This is a genomic window from Caulobacter sp. P1_D6 (assembly GCF_056406095.1).
The window spans coordinates 129,052-144,577 of record NZ_JBFUAW010000013.1 but is presented as its reverse complement, the minus strand read 5'-3'; the positions used below and the strand labels follow the sequence as shown (position 1 = coordinate 144,577).

Sequence of the window (15,526 nt, the reverse complement as noted above, 5' to 3'; positions counted from 1 at the left end):
CCTCCCCCAGAGGGGGAGGATCTAGTGCGGCCAGAAGCTCCCCCTCTGGGGGAGCTGTCGCGGAGCGACTGAGGGGGTGCGCCGTTAGGCCGTCGGCTTCGGCCCGATGTACCGCGCCCGGGGCCGGATCAGCTTCCCCGTCTGCAGCTGCTCGATCGCATGCGCGTGCCACCCCGCCATCCGTCCCACCGCGAACAGGCTGAACGGCGCGTCGGCGGGCAGGGCCAGGGTCCGGGCCATGGCCACCAGAGCGAAGTCGATGTTCGGCGCCAGGCCGGTGGCGGCCTCGGTTTCGCGGCGCAGGTCCGCCAGGACGGCCGGAGCCTCGAACGCGGCCAACAGGGCCGCCGCGCGCGGGTCGCCGTCCGGATAGAGCGGATGGCCGAAGCCCGGCATGGCCGAGCCCTGGGCCAGGCGCTCGGCCACGGCCTTGGCCGGCCCGCGCCGCTCGGCCTCGTCGACGAACATCTCGACCCGCGCCGCCATGCCGCCGTGCAGGGGTCCCGACAGCGCCGCCAGCCCGGCCAGGGACGCGGCCGCCAGCGAGGCCCCGGTCGAGGCGGCGACCCGCACCGCGAAGGTCGAGGCGTTCAGCTCATGGTCGGCCAGCAGCACCAGGGCCCGGCGGACCAGGTCCGCGCCCGAGGCGTCCAGGCCCCAGGCGTTGGCCAGCCGTCGATGGATCGGGCCGTCGCCGATCGATCCCGCCACCGCGTCGGCGGCGGCCTCCAGCAGGCCGGCGGCCTCCATGGCCAGGGCCAGGGGCGCGCGGCCCCGGGCCGGCGGGTCGATCCCGGCTCGGGCGGCCAGGGTCGAGAACAGGCGCGCGCGCGGCGTCTCGCCCTTCTTGGGCTTCTTCGGCTCGGGTCCGGTCAGCGGCGCGCCGTGGCCGCCGCGCAGCAGGCGGGCGACCTGCTCCAGGCTGTGCATGCGGGCCAGGTCGACGGCGTCCTGGCCGCGATAGAACAGCCGGCCGTTGATGACGGTGGTGATCGCCGAGGGCAGCACCGGCTCGCCCCAGGCGATGGCCTCGGCCGCCACGTCGGCGGCGCGCCGGCCCCGGGCCTTCCTGGCGGCCAGGGCCGCGATGTCGGAGGCTCGGTACAGGCTGCGGCGCGGATCGTCAGGATGGGCGGCCGCGCCCACCCGGCCCCGGCTGACATAGGCGTACAGCGTCTGGGCCCGCACTCCCAGAGTCGCCATCGCCTGTTCCGCGTCGATCCATTCGGCCATTTATATTGATTACATTGATCAAGATTGACGATCAAGCATGGTGGGCGTGGAGTTGGCGGCGAAAGGAGACCTAATCCCATGTCCAAGGGTCTTTCCACCGTCCCCGCTGCTGAAGGCTTGGAAGGCGTCGTCGCCGCCCACACCGTGTTGTCCGACGTCGACGGCCAGGCCGGCCGCCTGACCATCCGGGGCTACGCCGTCGAGGACCTGGCGCACCGCACCGGGTTCGAGGACGTCGCCCACCTGCTGCTGGACGGCTTCTTCGACGCCCCCCTTTCAGCAAATGGGCCTTCCGACCTCGCCCCGGCCTTGGGCGCGGCCCGGGTCCGCGCCTTCGCCGAGGTCGCGGCGCTGGACGAAGGCCTGGCCCGGCGCGAGCCGGTCGAGGCCGTCCGCGCCCTGATCGCCCGCCTGCCCGACGGCGACGGCCTCGACACCGCCCTGCTGCTGATCGCCGCCCCGGCCGTCTTCACCCCCGCCGTGCTGCGGGTCGCCGCCGGCCAGTCGCCGGTCGCTCCGGACGCGGCCCTGTCGCACGCCGCCGACATGCTGCGGATGACGCGGGGCGTTCCGGCCACGGACGGGGAGGCGAGGGCGCTGGACGCCTATCTGGTCACGGTCTGCGACCACGGCCTGAACGCCTCGACCTTCGCCGCCCGCGTGGTGGCCTCCACCCGCGCCGGCCTGACCTCGGCGGTGCTGGCCGGGATCTCGGCCCTGAAGGGTCCGCTGCACGGCGGCGCCCCCGGCCCGGTGATCGAGATGCTGGACGCCATTGGAACGCCCGACAACGCCGAGGCCTGGTTGCTGGGCGCCCTGGCGCGCGGCGACCGGCTGATGGGCTTCGGCCATCGCATCTACCGGGTCCGCGACCCGCGCGCCGACGCCCTGAAGGCGGCGATCCGCCAGCTGGCCCAGACCTCCAACACGGTTCCCGGCCGCCTGGCCTTCGCCGAGGCGGTCGAGCAGGCCGCCCTGCGGATCCTGCGCGATCACAAGCCCGACCGGCCGCTGGAGACCAACGTCGAGTTCTACACCGCCATTCTGCTGGAGGCCCTGGGCCTGCCGCCGGCCAGCTTCACCTGCGTGTTCGCCATGGGCCGCACGGCCGGCTGGATCGCCCACGCCCGGGAGCAACTGGCGACCGGCAAGCTGGTGCGCCCGCAGTCGGTCTATGTGGGGCCGCGGACGAAGGCGGCGGCATAGGGCGCTCGCGGCTTGAGGTGGGGACACACGCTCACCTCACGGTGCGGCCGGTCTTGCGCGGCCTTGCCATGAGTGTGTGTCCCCGTCTCCGTCCACGGCGTCGCGCTCTGCGAACCTGTCGCGCGAGTCGTTCTCGCTGGGGCTGTGGGGCCGCCCTTGCTAAACAGCGTCCATGTCCACCGCTCCCACACCCGCCCTGACCGCCGCCGAGTCCCTGGTGCTGACCCGCCGGGTCACCACCCTGTCGGTGGGCGTGGCGGCGGTGCTGATCGCGATCAAGGGCGCGGCGTGGCTGAGCGGGCACTCCGTGGCCATGCTGGCTTCGCTGGCCGACAGCGGCCTGGACCTGGTCGCCTCGCTGGTGACCTTCTTCGCCGTGCGTTACGCCGCCGCCCCGCCGGACGCCGAGCACCGGTTCGGCCACGGCAAGGCCGAGGCCTTCTCCAGCCTGACCCAGGCGGGCCTGGTCTTCGCGTCCGGAGCCCTGATCGGCCAGGAGGCGATCAAGGGCCTGCTGAACCCCAGACCGATCGCCGCCGAGGGGCTGGGCGTGGCGGTCATGGTCGTGTCGATCCTGCTGACCCTGGCCCTGATCCGCGCCCAGGCCGAGGTGATGAAGCGCACCCGCTCGGTGGCCGTGTCGGGCGACAAGGCCCACTACGCCGCCGATCTGGCGTCGAACGCCGTCAGCCTGATCGGCATCGCGGCCGCCGGGTTCCTGGGCCTGACCTGGGTCGACGCCGCCGCCGGCCTGATCGTCGCGGTCTGGCTGATCTGGGGGGCGATCGGGGTGTTCCGCGAGGCGTCGCACCAGCTGATGGACCACGAGCTGCCCGACGAGGATCGCGCCCGCATCCTGGCCCTGTTGACCGCCGACCCCCGGGTGATGGGCGTGCACCAGCTGCGCACCCGGGCCTCGGGGCCGTTCGTCCACGTCCAGGCCCACATGGACTTCGACGCCGAGACGCCCCTGGCCCTGGCCCACACCCTGATGGTCGAGGCCGAGGCGCGGGTGCTGCAGGCCTTCCCGACCGCCGACATCCTGATCCACCCCGATCCTCGCGGCGTCGCCGAACCCCACGCCGGGGCGTTCAGCGAACGCGAGCCGCTCTAGAGCCTACCGATGTTCAGCGTCGCGCTTGGTCCTCGTCCTTCGACAAGCTCAGGATGAGGACCATTTGGTGAGCCTTGGCAGTAGAAAACCTCATCCTGAGCTTGTCGAAGGACGGGGTTTTCGCGTCCGAGGCTCGAATACCGATACGCTCTAAGGCTTGCCCACACGCCCATGCAGGGCCAAATGGCGCTCTTGCCTAGAACGTTACGAGCGACCGACCTGATGGACGACACCCTGGCCAAGCTGCCGCGAGCCTTTTCGGGCGCCACCGTGCTGGTGCTGGGCGACGTGATGCTGGACCGCTTCGTCTATGGCGCGGTCGATCGCATCTCGCCCGAGGCGCCGGTGCCGGTGATCGCGGTCGAGCGCGAGACGGTGATGCTGGGCGGGGCCGGCAACGTGGCCCGCAACGTCGCGGCCCTGGGCGGCCGGGCGGTGCTGGTGGGCGTGGTCGGCGACGACGACGCCGGCCGGGTCCTGACCGGCCTGATCGACCGCGAGCCCAGCCTCGACTCGGCCCTGATCGTCGACGCCAAGCGCCGCACCACCGAGAAGACCCGCTACATCTCCGGCTCGCACCAGATGCTGCGCGCCGACCGCGAGGACAGGGGCGAGGCCGACGGCGTGGCCCTGCTGGCGGCGTTCAACGCCCACCTGCGCGAGGTCGACGTGGTGGTGCTGTCCGACTACGCCAAGGGCGTGCTGACGCCGGTGGTGCTGAAGGCCGCGATCGCCGCCGCCAACGCGGCCGGCAAGCCGGTGATCGTCGATCCCAAGAGCCGCGACTTCACCCGCTATGACGGCGCGACCCTGATCAAGCCGAACCGCCGCGAGGCCGCCGAGGCCACCGGCGTGACCGGGGCCGGCGACGAAGCCGCCGCCGAGGCCGCCGACGCCATCCTGACCACCGCCCCCAACCTGGCCGCCGCCCTGATCACCCGGGGCGGGGCGGGCATGACCCTGGCCGTGCGCGGCGAGGCGCCGGTCCACCTGCCGGCCACCGCGCTGGAGGTGTTCGACGTCTCCGGGGCCGGCGACACCGTCGCCGCGACCCTGGCGCTTTCGCTGGCGCGTGGGGCTTCGCCGCTGGACGCGGCCCGCCTGGCCAACCTCGCCGCCGGCCTTGTGGTCGCCAAGCTGGGCACCGACGTGGTCACCGCCGACGAGCTGGTCGGCCTGGCCCATGGCGAGCACGGCGATCCGGTGGCCGACAAGATCGCCGACCTCGACGAGGCGCTGGCCATCGTCGCCGGCTGGCGGGCGCGGGGGCTGAAGGTGGGCTTCACCAACGGCTGCTTCGACCTGCTGCATCCCGGCCACGTCTCGTTGCTGGCGCAAGCGAAAGCCGCCTGCGACCGGCTGATCGTCGGCCTCAACACCGACGCCTCGGTCCAGCGCCTGAAGGGCCCGACCCGGCCGGTGCAGAAGGAAGGCGGCCGCGCCACCGTGCTGGCCTCGCTGTCGGCGGTGGACCTGGTGGTGCTGTTCGACGAGCAGACGCCGCTGACCCTGATCAAGGCCTTCCGCCCCGACGTGCTGGTCAAGGGCGCCGACTATACGGTCGAGACCGTGGTCGGCTCCGACGTCGTTCTCGGCTACGGCGGCAAGGTGGTGCTGGCGCAGCTGAAGGCCGGCCAGAGCACGACCAGCCTGATCGGTCGGATGAACGCGCCGGAGAGCGCGAAAGGCTAGTTCAAGAGTTAACGCGGCCCCTCAAGGTGAAGCTTGAGGAAGAATGCCCTCATTTTGACCACGAACGCGGTCGAGAAACAGCGTTCAGCAAGTTCTTGTTAAACAAAACGGCGCATCGATCGAACGATGCAGCCTGAATGCGCGTGGGCATGAGCGTCGAACGAACCCTTCACCACTTCCCCCTGGACCCGGCCTCGCGCCAGGTGCGCCTCGCCCTGGGCGAGAAGCGCCTGCCGTTCGTCGAGGTGCAGGTGCGCTACTGGGAAGGGCCGGCCGAGTTCCTCAAGCTCAACCCGTCGGGCGTGCCGCCGGTGCTGGTCGAGACCAAGCACCAGCGCACCACGGTGATCGCCGAGACCCGCGCCATCCTCGAGCACATCGAGGAGCAGGACCCCGAACCGGCCCTGCTGGGCCGCGAGCCGGGCGAACGGGCCGAGGCGCGCCGCCTGCTGCAGTGGTTCGACCGCAAGTTCGACAACGAGGTCAACGGCTTCCTGCTGCACGAGAAGATGGAGAAGCGCCTGCTGCGGCTGGGCGCGCCGGACCTGTCGTCGCTGCGCCGGGGTCGCGACGCCCTGCGCCAGCACATGGACTACATCGAGGGCCTGCTGAACACCCGCGACTGGCTGGCCGGCCGCCGGATGAGCTTGGCCGACTTCGCCGCCGCCGCCCACCTGTCGGTGATCGACTATTTCGGCGACGTGCCGTGGAAGGACTTCCCGATCACCAAGACCTGGTACATGAAGCTGAAGTCCAGGCCCGCCTTCCGACCCATCCTGGCCGATCGCTGGCCGGGCCTGGCGCCGGTCGCGCACTATGACGATCTCGACTTCTAGCCAAGACACCGCCGCCCAAGAAAACGGGGGGATTCGGGGCGAAATCCGCGCCGAGGCCCTTCGGCTGGGTTTCGACACCTGCGGCTTCGCCAGCGCCAGCGAGGCCTGGCCCAACGGCGGCTGGCTGCGCGAGTTCGTGGCCGAGGGCTTCCACGGCGACATGGGCTGGATGGCCGAGACGCTGGACCGCCGCGCCCATCCCACGGCCATGTGGCAGGACGCCAGGACGGCGGTGGTGCTGGGCGTCAACTACGGTCCCGAGCACGACCCGCTGCTGGCCCTCGAAGATCGGTCGCGCGCGGCGATCAGCGTCTACGCCCAGGGCGACGACTATCACGAGGTGATCAAGAAGCGCCTTAAGCAGCTGGCCCGCTGGATGCACGGCCGGTTCGGCGGCGAGGTGAAGGTGTTCGTCGACACCGCGCCCCTGATGGAAAAGCCCCTGGCCCAGCGCGCCGGCCTGGGCTGGCAGGGCAAGCACACCAACCTGGTCTCGCGGCAGTTCGGCTCGTGGCTGTTCCTGGGCTCGGTGCTGACCACCCTGGACCTGCCGGCCGATCCGCCCGAGCGCGACCACTGCGGCTCATGCCAGGCGTGCCTGGACATCTGCCCGACCAACGCCTTCCCCGGCCCCTACCAGCTGGATGCGCGGCGTTGCATCTCGTACCTGACCATCGAGCTCTCGGGCCCGATCCCGGTCGAATTCCGCCCGGCCCTGGGCAACCGCATCTACGGCTGCGACGACTGCCTGGCCGCCTGCCCGTGGAACAAGTTCGCCAGCCTCTCCAGCGAGATGGCCTTCCACGCCCGCGAGACCTTGAAGGGCCCCTCCCTGGCCGATCTGGCCGGACTGGACGACCCGGCGTTCCGGGCTCTGTTCAGCAAGAGCCCGGTCAAGCGCATCGGCCGCGACCGCTTCGTGCGCAACGTGCTCTACGCGATCGGCAACAGCGGCGACGCGGGGATGATGACGACAGTCGAGCCGCTGCTGGCCGATCCCTCGCCGACGGTGCGCGGCGCGGCCGTGTGGGTGGCGCGGCGGCTGCTCGACGCGGACGCGTTCGCGCGCCTGGCGGGGGCGGTGGTGGAGGGGGATGAGGCGGTGCGCGCGGAGTGGGCGGCCGCGTCCCAGGACCCATGGTCCGGCGCCGTGCCTGGTCCTCGTCCTTCGACAAGCTCAGGATGAGGACCATTTCAGGCCTCGGCATTAGAAATGCCTCATCCTGAGCCTGTCGAAGGACGAGGTTTTCGTCTCAGAAGCCGGATGTCGACCGGCCCTCAGCCCCGCGCCAGCCGCAGCAGGTACTGGCCGTACTCGGTCTTGCCCATGGCCTCGCCCAGCGCGGCGACCTGGCTCGCGGTGATCCAGCCCTGGCTGAAGGCGACCTCCTCGGGACAGCCGACCTTCTGGCCCTGGCGCTTTTCGATGGCGCGGATGAACTCGGTGGCCTCGACCAGGCTGTCGTGGGTGCCGGTGTCGAGCCAGGCGAAGCCGCGACCCAGCTTGGCGACCGACAGCTGGCCCTTGTCGAGATAGAGCCGGTTGATGTCGGTGATCTCCAGCTCGCCCCGAGCCGAGGGTTTCAGGTTGCGGGCCATCTCGACCACCTGGCGGTCGTAGAAATAGAGCCCCGTCACCGCCCAGTTCGAACGCGGCGTCTCGGGCTTTTCCTCCAGCGACATCGCCCGGCCCTCGGCGTCGAAATCGACCACGCCGTACCGTTCCGGATCGGTGACATGGTAGGCGAACACCGTCGCGCCGGCGTCCGAGGCGGACGCCTGGGCCAGGGCCTCGCTCAGGCCATGGCCGAAATAGAGGTTGTCGCCCAGCACCAGGGCGCATGGGTCGTCGCCGATGAACGCCTCGCCGACGATGAAGGCGTCGGCCAGGCCGCGCGGGGTTTCCTGGATCGCGTATTCGAAGCGTACGCCCCAGGCCGAACCGTCGCCCAGCAGCTCCTTGAACAACGGAACGTCGCGGGGGGTCGAGATGATCAGGATGTCGCGGATCCCCGCCAGCATCAGGGTGCTGATCGGATAATAGACCATCGGCTTGTCGTAGATCGGCAGCAACTGCTTGCAGACGGCCAGGGTCAGGGGATGGAGGCGCGTGCCGGATCCGCCGGCGAGGACGATGCCTTTCATGGGCGACTAGAACTCCATCTCGTTCATGCAGGCCGCCAGGCTCTCGCGCCAGGGGCGCGGGGTCCAGGAAAGGGCGCCTTGGATCTTGCCGCAGTCCAGGCGGGAATTGGCCGGACGCTTGGCGGGGGTGGGATAGTCGTCGGTGGTGATCGGGCGGACCCGGGCGGTCGGGCCGCCGCGCCGCGCCGAGAGGGCGAAGGTCTCGGCGGCCAGGTCGGCCCAGCTGGCGTCGTCCGGCCCGCTGAGATGATAGAGGCCGGCCAGGGCGGGGTCGCGTCGCAGGCCGTCGACCGCCAGCAGGGCGGCGCGCGCGCCGTCGCGGGCCCAGGTGGGGCGGCCGATCTGGTCGGCGACGACGCTGACCTCTTCACGGTCGGCGGCCAGGCGCAGCATGGTCTTCACGAAATTGGTCCCATGGGCGCTGTAGACCCAGGCGGTGCGCAGGATGATCGCAGGCCCGCCGGCCGCCGTCACCGCCTGTTCGCCCGCCAGCTTGCTGGCGCCATAGACGCTGGTCGGGCCGGTGGGATCGGTCTCGACATAGGGCCGGTCCAGCGCGCCGTCGAACACGTAGTCGGTGGAGAAGTGCACGAACGGCAGGTCGCGGGCCACGCAGGCCCGGGCCATGGCGGCCGGGGCGTCGCGGTTCAGGGCATGGGCGGCGTCCGCCTCGCGCTCGGCCCGGTCGACGGCGGTGTAGGCGGCGGCGTTGATCACCGCGCTGGGCGCCAGGTCGGCGATCAGACCGTCGATCCCAGCGGAATCGGTCAGGTCGAGGGTTTCGCGGCCGGCGAACACCATCGCGCGCCCGGCCGCGACGCGGGCCAACTCGCGCGCCACCTGGCCGTTGCGGCCGAAGACGAGGACGGGTCCCGTCAYGAACCTCAGCCGGCCTTCGCGGTCAGCAGGCCCAGTCGCCGGCCGTCATAGGCCGCTCGCAGCGGTTCCCACCAGTCGGCGCGGGCCAGGTACCATTCGACCGTCTTGCGGATGCCGGTCTCGAAGGTCTCGCGGGCCCGCCAGCCCAGCTCGGTCTCGACCTTGGTCGCGTCGATGGCGTAGCGCTGGTCGTGGCCCGGACGGTCGGCGACGAAGGTGATCAGGTCGCGGTGCGAGCCCTCGGCGTTCGGGGCCAGCTCGTCCAGCAGGTCGCAGATGGTCCGCACGACCGCCAGGTTGGAGCGCTCGTTGCGGCCGCCCACATTGTACTTCTCGCCCGGACGGCCCTTTTCCAGGATCGTGCGCAGGGCGCGGGCGTGGTCCTCGACGAACAGCCAGTCGCGGATATTGGCCCCGTCGCCGTAGACCGGCAGCGGCCGGCGCTCCAGGCCGTTCAGGATCATCAGCGGGATCAGCTTCTCGGGGAAGTGATAGGGCCCGTAGTTGTTGGAGCAGTTGGAGACCAGCACCGGCAGGCCGTAGGTGTGGAACCAGGCCAGGGCCAGATGGTCGGCCGCCGCCTTGGAGGCCGAATAGGGCGAGGTGGGCGCGTAGGCGGTGGTCTCCTCGAACAGCCCCTCGGCGCCCAGGCTGCCATAGACCTCGTCGGTCGAGACGTGGACGAAGCGGAAGGCGTCCTTGGCCGCGCCTTCCAGGCCCCGCCAGTAGTCCAGCGCGCAGTCCAGCATCACGTACGTGCCGACGATGTTGGTCTCGACGAACGGTCCGGCGCCCGAGATCGAGCGGTCGACGTGGGATTCGGCGGCCAGGTGCAGCACGGCGTCGGGCCTGTGAGTCTCGAAGACGGCCCTGATCGCGGCGCGGTCGGCGACGTCGGCCTGGACGAAGACGTAGTCAGGCGAGTCCGAGACCTCGGCCACCGAGGTCAGGCTGCCGGCATAGGTGAGCTTGTCGACATTGACGACCTGGTCGCCGGTTTCGCCGAGCAGAAGACGGCAGACCGCCGAGCCGATGAAGCCCGCGCCGCCGGTGACCAGTATCTTCACGCCCTATTCCTTCCAGGCCGACGGCGCGGCGTTTCCGAAGCCAGGTCCGGTCGCCGGCGCCCGATCAGCATGCGCACAAAAAGCGGAATATCATCTGCCGCGGGGCTTCGATAGCCGCACGCGGGCTCACTCGAAAGGACTGTCCAACTGCGTCAGCAGCGGCGCCTGGCCGTCGCGGGCGTTGGTGGTGATCTCGGCGGCCGGGACCCGCCAGTCGATGGCCAGGGCCGGATCGTCCCAGCGCAGGGTCCCTTCGGCTCGCGGCGCGTAGTAGTCGGTGACCTTGTAGATCACCTCGCAATCGTCGGTGAGGGTGCAGTAGGCGTGGGCGAAGCCCTTGGGGGCCAGCAGCTGGACGCCGTTCTCGGCCGAGAGCTCGGCCCCGACCCAGCGGCCGAACGTGGGCGAGCCCTTGCGGATGTCGACGGCCACGTCGAAGACCGCGCCGCGCACGCAGCGCACCAGCTTGTCCTGGGCGTGCGGCGGCCTTTGGAAATGCAGGCCGCGCACCACGCCGCGACGGCTCGAACGGGCGTGGTTGTCCTGCACGAAGACGCCGCCGGTGAAGCCCGCCTCGTCCAGCGCCGACTGACGAAAGGTCTCCGAAAACCAACCGCGCTCGTCGCCAWGGCGCTCGGGCGTGATAAGCAGCACCTCGGGAATCGCCATCGACGTGATTTTCACGAACTAAACCTTCTCAGGAAACGAGTGCGCCACGCATGGCTCGCCCCACCGGCAATGGCAATAGCGCCAAATCGGCGATGACCGGTTCGTCCCCGCTCGTCAGCGTGATCGTCGTCTCCTACCAGAGCGGTCCGACGCTCGCGCGCTGTCTCGACGCGCTGAAGGCCCAGAGCTTCACGGACTTCGAGATCCTGCTCGTCGACAACGCCTCGACCGACGGCGCCCCGCAGGCGGCCGCGGCCGCCGATCCGACGATCCGCTTCCTTCGACCGGGGGCCAATCTCGGCTTCGCGGCCGGCAACAACCTGGCGGCGCGCGCGGCGCGAGGGCGCTGGCTGGTGCTGGTCAACCCCGACGCCTATGCCCGCCCCGACTGGCTGGAGGCCATGGTCGCCGGCGCCGCGCGCCATCCTGAGGTCCGCTGCTTCACCTCGCTGCAGATGGCCGCCGACGAGCCGGGCCTGATGGACGGGGCGGGCGACGTCATGACCTCGGCCGGCATCCCGTTCAGGGGCGGCTATCGCCGACGACGGCCCTCGGATCTGATCGAGGGCGAGGTCTTTTCCGCCTGCGGGGCGGCGACCCTGATCGACCGCGACCTGTTCCTGGATATGGGCGGCTTCGACGAGCGATTCTTTTGCTATTGCGAAGACGTCGACCTGGGCTACCGCCTGCGGCTGGCCGGCGAGCCGACCCTGCTGCTCCCGGGCGCGGTGGTCGAGCACGTAGGGTCGGCCAGCACCGGGGTGCGATCGGAGTTCTCGATCTTCCACGGATCGCGCAACCGGGTCTGGACCTTCCTCAAGAACACCCCGCCGCTGCTGCTGTGGCTGACCGCGCCGCTGCACGTGGCGGTGACCGCCGGCCTGCTGCTGCTGCACTGGCGGCGGGGCGACGCCGGGCCGGTGGTGCGCGGCATCCGGGCGGCGTTCAAGCGCGAAGCCCTGGATCCGATCCTGGCCTCTCGGCGCGAGGTGCAGGCGGCGCGAAAGGCCGGCTCCTGGGACATCCTGCGGGTCATGGCCATCGATCCGGTGGCCTTCTTCGGCCGGCGGATCGTCATCCGGCGTTATCGACCCTAGCCCATCAGGCCTGGGAAAGGTCCTCGATCAGCCGGCGCATGAAGGCCGCGCCACGCTCCATCTGGCTGATCTCGACATATTCGTCGGGCTGGTGGGCCTGGTCGATCGAGCCGGGGCCGCAGATCACGGTCGAGAAGCCCGCGCCCTGGAACTGGCCCGCCTCGGCGGCGTAGGGCACCACGCGCGGCGGGCCGTTGTCGCCGGCGATGCGGCGGGCGAAGGTCTCGGCCGCGCCGTCGATCTCGGGGGCGAAGGCCGGGGTCATCGACCGCGTCTCGACCACCACGCCGCCTTCGGGGGCCTTGGCCTTGATCTGGGCGTCGAGCCTGTCGGTCAGGGCGAAGAAGTCGGCCAGGATCGCCTTGGGCTCCATACCCGCCGGCACGCGCAGGTCGAAGATGAACACGCATTCCCGGGCCAGGATGTTGACCGCCGTGCCGCCGTTGACCTGGCCGACGGTCAGGGTCGCGCCCTTGGGGGTGAACAGCGAGGCGGGATCGGCCTCGCGTTCCAGCCGCTCGGACAGCTCGACCAGATGGTGCATCATCTTGATGGCGACCATGTTGGCCGAGACGCCCAGGTGGGTCAGGCTGGAATGGGCCTCGCGGCCGGTGACCGTGACGCGGAAGCTGGCGATGCCCTTGTGGCCGCGCACGGCGACCATGTCGGTGGGCTCGCCGACCACCACCAGGGCGGGGCGGGGCAGCTCGTTGGCGATCACCGCGATCATGTCCGGCGCGCCCAGGCAGCCGATCTCCTCGTCATAGGAGAAGGCCAGGTGGACGGGGCGCTCGAGGCTCGCCTTGGCCAGGTCCGGCGTGGCCGCCAGGGCCAAGGCCAGGAACCCCTTCATGTCGCAGGTTCCGCGACCGTAGAGCCGGCCGTCGCGCGGGGTCAGGACGAACGGGTCGCTGGTCCAGGGCTGGCCGTCGACCGGCACCACGTCGGTGTGGCCCGACAGTACGACGCCGCCCGGAATGGCCGGGCCGATGCTGGCCAGCAGGTTGCTCTTGGTCCCGTCGTGATTGGGCACCCGCCGCGAGGCGACGCCGAGGTCGGCCAGATAGGCCTCGACCCATTCGATCAGGGCCAGGTTGGACAGCCGCGAGGTGGTGTCGAAGGCCACCAGGGTGGAGAGGATGTCGACGGCGCGGGCGGCCAGGACTTCGGACGAGCTGATTGCGGAGGACGGGACCATGGGCGCGACCCTAGCGCGGCCATCGGCGCGCGCCTACCGGGGCGTGGTCCGGATCGGCCCGGTTCGCGTTCTATGCTGCGAACACGAGCGGAGACGCGCGCCATGATCGACCTCTACACCTGGACCACGCCCAACGGCCGCAAGATCCCGATCGCCCTGGAGGAGATGGGGTTGGAGTATCGGGTCCATCCGGTCGACATCGGCCAGAACCAGCAGTTCGCGCCCGACTTCCTGAGCATCTCGCCCAACAACAAGATCCCCGCCATCGTCGACCACGACGCGCCAGATGGGCCGCAGTCGGTGTTCGAGAGCGGGGCGATCCTGGTCTATCTGGCCGAGAAGACCGGCAAGCTGCTGGCCCCGTCGGGTCCGGACCGGGTGGCGGCGCTGGAATGGACCTTCTGGCAGGTCGGGGGCCTGGGGCCGATGGCCGGCCAGCTGGGCTATTTCGCCCTGCGCGCGCCCGAGCCCATCGAGCTGGCCATCGACCGCTTCGCCGACGAGGTGCGGCGGCTGCTGGGGGTGATGGAGGGGCGGCTGGAGAAGGTCCAGTACCTGGCCGGGACGGACTATTCGATCGCCGACATCGCCAGCTACGCCTGGACCAAGGCCTCGCTGGAGGTGCTGGAGAAGATCCAGCCCGACCGGCCGCCGTTGCCGTCGGTGCGGCGCTGGCTGGACCTGGTCGGCGAGCGCGCGGCCGTGCGCCGGGGCATGGCCGTGCCGAAGGTCTAGACCGGCGCGCGTTGCTTGGGGGCCTGGATCTTCGAGGGCAGCACGTCGATCAGCTCGATACGGAAGATCATCACGCTGTTGCCGGGGATCGGGCCCTTGTCCTGGGCGCCGTAGCCCAGTTCCGGCGGCACATAGAGGGTCCATTCGTCGCCCGGGCGCATCATGACCAGGGCTTCCTTCCAGGCCGGCACTAGGCCTTGCAGCGGGAACGAGGCGGGCACGCCGCGCTCGTAGGAGCTGTCGAACACCGTGCCGTCGACCAGCTTGCCCTCGTAGTTGACCTTGACCTCGTCGGTCGGGTTCGGCTTGGGGCCGCTCGCCGGACCCGAACGGACGATCTTGTACTGCAGGCCGTCGGCCAGGGTGACGACGCCCGGCTGCTTGGCGTTTTCGGCCATGAAGGCCTGGGCGACGGCCAGGCTTTCCTGCTGCTTCTTGCTGGGACCGCAGGCGGACAGGGCCAGGGTCGCGCCGAGGGCGAGGGCTGCGAGGGCGAAGCTTAGGGGGCGGATCATGGGACGGCGGACTCCGACGAACATTCGTCCGTGCTAGACCATTTCGCGCTCGCCCGCGCGCCGATTTTGGGCGCTCCCCGGTTTGGCCCAGGTTTGAGACGCATAGTCACAGAACAGTGGTGGCGCGAGAACGCGGCGCGCCCTAGAAACCGTCCCCACCCAGTGACCGCTCACGAGGCCTTCATGAAACCCGTCCGTAAAGCCGTCCTTCCCGTCGCGGGCTTCGGCACCCGGGTCCTGCCCGGCACCAAGACCACCCCGAAGGAGCTGCTCAACGTCGTGGACAGGCCGATCCTGTCCTACATCGTCGAGGAAGGCCGCGCGGCGGGCATCGAGCACTTCGTCTTCGTGACGGGCCGCAACAAGGGCGCGATCGAGGACTATTTCGACCACCAGGTCGAGCTGGAGGCCGCCCTGGCCGCCAAGGGCAAGACCGCCCTGCTGGAAGAGCTGCTCGGCGAGCTGCCCAAGCCCGGCGAGATGAGCTTCGTGCGCCAGATGGCCCCGCTGGGCCTGGGCCACGCGGTGTGGTGCGCCCGCGACATCATCGGCGACGAGCCGTTCGCGGTGATGTTGCCCGACATGGTGATGTCGGCCAGCACGCCGGCCCTGGCCCAGGCCATCGAGGCCTACGACCAGAAGGGCGGCAACATCGTCGTCGTCGAGCCGGCTCCGGAAGGCATGGCCCACCAGTACGGCATCGTGGCGCTGGACGGCCAGGACGGCCGCCTGAACCGCATGACCGGCATGGTCGAGAAGCCGCCGAAGGGGACCGAGCCCTCGAACCTGTTCATCTCGGGCCGCTACATCCTGCAGCCGGAAATCTTCGACCTGCTGGCCCAGCAGGGCAAGGGCGCCGGCGGCGAGATCCAGCTGACCGACTCGATGCTGTCGCTGCTGAAGACCCAGGACTTCCACGCTCTTGAGTACGAGGGCGAGACCTATGACTGCGGCGACAAGATCGGCCTGCTGCGGGCCAACGTGGCCCTGGCCCTGAAGCGCCCCGACCTGGCCGACGCGGCGCGCGAGATGATCAAGGGGCTGCTGTAACTAAGCGCTCCCCCTTGTGGGGGAGCAGTCGGCGAAGCCGACGTGGGGGGAGTTGGCTGAGGTTCAGCACGACTCCCCCAACGGCCCTTC

Annotated in this window: 15 protein-coding genes; 8 read left to right on the top strand and 7 right to left on the bottom strand. The window is 70.4% G+C overall.

Annotation, left to right across the window (positions count from 1 at the left end):
- Positions 1–84 precede the first annotated feature (84 nt).
- The gene (locus tag AC1DYP_RS09950; protein ID WP_477046190.1) at positions 85–1,233 is read right to left on the bottom strand and encodes a citrate synthase; all 1,149 of its coding nucleotides are present in this window, start codon (positions 1,231–1,233) and stop codon (positions 85–87) included.
- Positions 1,234–1,311: 78 nt separating this feature from the next.
- Between AC1DYP_RS09950 and AC1DYP_RS09945 the strand changes: the two genes are divergently transcribed.
- The 5 genes from AC1DYP_RS09945 to queG all read left to right on the top strand — a co-directional run bounded on the left by AC1DYP_RS09945 (position 1,312) and on the right by queG (position 7,267).
- Positions 1,312–2,439, top strand: coding sequence for a citrate synthase/methylcitrate synthase (locus tag AC1DYP_RS09945; protein WP_477046189.1), 1,128 nt, complete (start codon positions 1,312–1,314; stop codon positions 2,437–2,439).
- 172 nt (positions 2,440–2,611) lie between these two features.
- Positions 2,612–3,553 carry a cation diffusion facilitator family transporter gene (locus AC1DYP_RS09940; protein ID WP_477046188.1) on the top strand — a complete coding sequence of 314 codons (942 nt, stop codon included), beginning with the start codon at positions 2,612–2,614 and terminating at the stop codon, positions 3,551–3,553.
- Positions 3,554–3,775: 222 nt separating this feature from the next.
- Positions 3,776–5,245, top strand: coding sequence for a D-glycero-beta-D-manno-heptose-7-phosphate kinase (rfaE1, locus tag AC1DYP_RS09935; RefSeq protein ID WP_477046187.1), 1,470 nt, complete (start codon positions 3,776–3,778; stop codon positions 5,243–5,245).
- 149 nt (positions 5,246–5,394) lie between these two features.
- Positions 5,395–6,081 carry an FtsZ-binding protein FzlA gene (gene fzlA / locus AC1DYP_RS09930; protein WP_477033860.1) on the top strand — a complete coding sequence of 229 codons (687 nt, stop codon included), beginning with the start codon at positions 5,395–5,397 and terminating at the stop codon, positions 6,079–6,081.
- Entirely contained in the window at positions 6,062–7,267 is a 1,206-nt protein-coding gene (queG, locus tag AC1DYP_RS09925) for a tRNA epoxyqueuosine(34) reductase QueG (protein ID WP_477046186.1), read from the top strand. Before fzlA ends, queG begins: the two co-directional genes overlap by 20 nt.
- Positions 7,268–7,359: 92 nt before the next feature.
- Here queG and rfbA read toward each other — a convergent pair whose 3' ends face one another.
- From rfbA to rfbC, 4 genes are all read right to left on the bottom strand, one after another.
- A complete protein-coding gene (rfbA, locus tag AC1DYP_RS09920) occupies positions 7,360–8,226 on the bottom strand; it encodes a glucose-1-phosphate thymidylyltransferase RfbA (protein ID WP_477046185.1) in 867 nt (288 codons plus the stop codon).
- Positions 8,227–8,232: 6 nt separating this feature from the next.
- Positions 8,233–9,105, bottom strand: coding sequence for a dTDP-4-dehydrorhamnose reductase (gene rfbD, locus AC1DYP_RS09915; RefSeq protein ID WP_477046194.1), 873 nt, complete (start codon positions 9,103–9,105; stop codon positions 8,233–8,235).
- Positions 9,106–9,110: 5 nt separating this feature from the next.
- Entirely contained in the window at positions 9,111–10,172 is a 1,062-nt protein-coding gene (gene rfbB / locus AC1DYP_RS09910; RefSeq protein WP_477046184.1) for a dTDP-glucose 4,6-dehydratase, read from the bottom strand.
- Between the two features lie 126 nt (positions 10,173–10,298).
- The gene (rfbC, locus tag AC1DYP_RS09905) at positions 10,299–10,856 is read right to left on the bottom strand and encodes a dTDP-4-dehydrorhamnose 3,5-epimerase (RefSeq protein WP_477046183.1); all 558 of its coding nucleotides are present in this window, start codon (positions 10,854–10,856) and stop codon (positions 10,299–10,301) included.
- A gap of 35 nt (positions 10,857–10,891) precedes the next feature.
- Here rfbC and AC1DYP_RS09900 point away from each other — a divergent pair, with 35 nt between their 5' ends.
- Positions 10,892–11,938 carry a glycosyltransferase family 2 protein gene (locus tag AC1DYP_RS09900; RefSeq protein WP_477046182.1) on the top strand — a complete coding sequence of 349 codons (1,047 nt, stop codon included), beginning with the start codon at positions 10,892–10,894 and terminating at the stop codon, positions 11,936–11,938.
- A gap of 4 nt (positions 11,939–11,942) precedes the next feature.
- Here AC1DYP_RS09900 and argE read toward each other — a convergent pair whose 3' ends face one another.
- Entirely contained in the window at positions 11,943–13,136 is a 1,194-nt protein-coding gene (gene argE, locus AC1DYP_RS09895) for an acetylornithine deacetylase (RefSeq protein WP_477046181.1), read from the bottom strand.
- A 102-nt stretch (positions 13,137–13,238) separates the two neighbouring features.
- Between argE and AC1DYP_RS09890 the strand changes: the two genes are divergently transcribed.
- Positions 13,239–13,871, top strand: coding sequence for a glutathione S-transferase N-terminal domain-containing protein (locus AC1DYP_RS09890; protein WP_477046180.1), 633 nt, complete (start codon positions 13,239–13,241; stop codon positions 13,869–13,871).
- On the opposite strand, the gene AC1DYP_RS09885 is transcribed toward AC1DYP_RS09890, so the two are convergent.
- On the bottom strand, positions 13,868–14,386 hold the full coding sequence (locus AC1DYP_RS09885; RefSeq protein WP_477046179.1) for an FKBP-type peptidyl-prolyl cis-trans isomerase: 519 nt from the start codon (positions 14,384–14,386) through the stop codon (positions 13,868–13,870). The genes AC1DYP_RS09890 and AC1DYP_RS09885 overlap by 4 nt on opposite strands.
- A gap of 183 nt (positions 14,387–14,569) precedes the next feature.
- Between AC1DYP_RS09885 and AC1DYP_RS09880 the strand changes: the two genes are divergently transcribed.
- Complete coding sequence (locus tag AC1DYP_RS09880) at positions 14,570–15,436, top strand: UTP--glucose-1-phosphate uridylyltransferase (protein WP_477046178.1); 867 nt, start codon at positions 14,570–14,572, stop codon at positions 15,434–15,436.
- The last annotated feature ends 90 nt before the right edge of the window (positions 15,437–15,526 follow it).

What these genes read in the sequence shown, in the direction of transcription:
- rfbA (WP_477046185.1), bottom strand. Translation starts at nt 8,226, where the DNA reads ATGAAAGGCATCGTCCTCGCCGGCGGATCCGGCACGCGCCTCCATCCC.
- AC1DYP_RS09900 (WP_477046182.1), top strand. Translation starts at nt 10,892, where the DNA reads ATGGCTCGCCCCACCGGCAATGGCAATAGCGCCAAATCGGCGATGACC.
- AC1DYP_RS09950 (WP_477046190.1), bottom strand. Translation starts at nt 1,233, where the DNA reads ATGGCCGAATGGATCGACGCGGAACAGGCGATGGCGACTCTGGGAGTG.
- fzlA (WP_477033860.1), top strand. Translation starts at nt 5,395, where the DNA reads ATGAGCGTCGAACGAACCCTTCACCACTTCCCCCTGGACCCGGCCTCG.
- AC1DYP_RS09940 (WP_477046188.1), top strand. Translation starts at nt 2,612, where the DNA reads ATGTCCACCGCTCCCACACCCGCCCTGACCGCCGCCGAGTCCCTGGTG.
- AC1DYP_RS09880 (WP_477046178.1), top strand. Translation starts at nt 14,570, where the DNA reads ATGAAACCCGTCCGTAAAGCCGTCCTTCCCGTCGCGGGCTTCGGCACC.
- argE (WP_477046181.1), bottom strand. Translation starts at nt 13,136, where the DNA reads ATGGTCCCGTCCTCCGCAATCAGCTCGTCCGAAGTCCTGGCCGCCCGC.
- rfaE1 (WP_477046187.1), top strand. Translation starts at nt 3,776, where the DNA reads ATGGACGACACCCTGGCCAAGCTGCCGCGAGCCTTTTCGGGCGCCACC.
- AC1DYP_RS09890 (WP_477046180.1), top strand. Translation starts at nt 13,239, where the DNA reads ATGATCGACCTCTACACCTGGACCACGCCCAACGGCCGCAAGATCCCG.
- queG (WP_477046186.1), top strand. Translation starts at nt 6,062, where the DNA reads ATGACGATCTCGACTTCTAGCCAAGACACCGCCGCCCAAGAAAACGGG.
- AC1DYP_RS09945 (WP_477046189.1), top strand. Translation starts at nt 1,312, where the DNA reads ATGTCCAAGGGTCTTTCCACCGTCCCCGCTGCTGAAGGCTTGGAAGGC.
- AC1DYP_RS09885 (WP_477046179.1), bottom strand. Translation starts at nt 14,386, where the DNA reads ATGATCCGCCCCCTAAGCTTCGCCCTCGCAGCCCTCGCCCTCGGCGCG.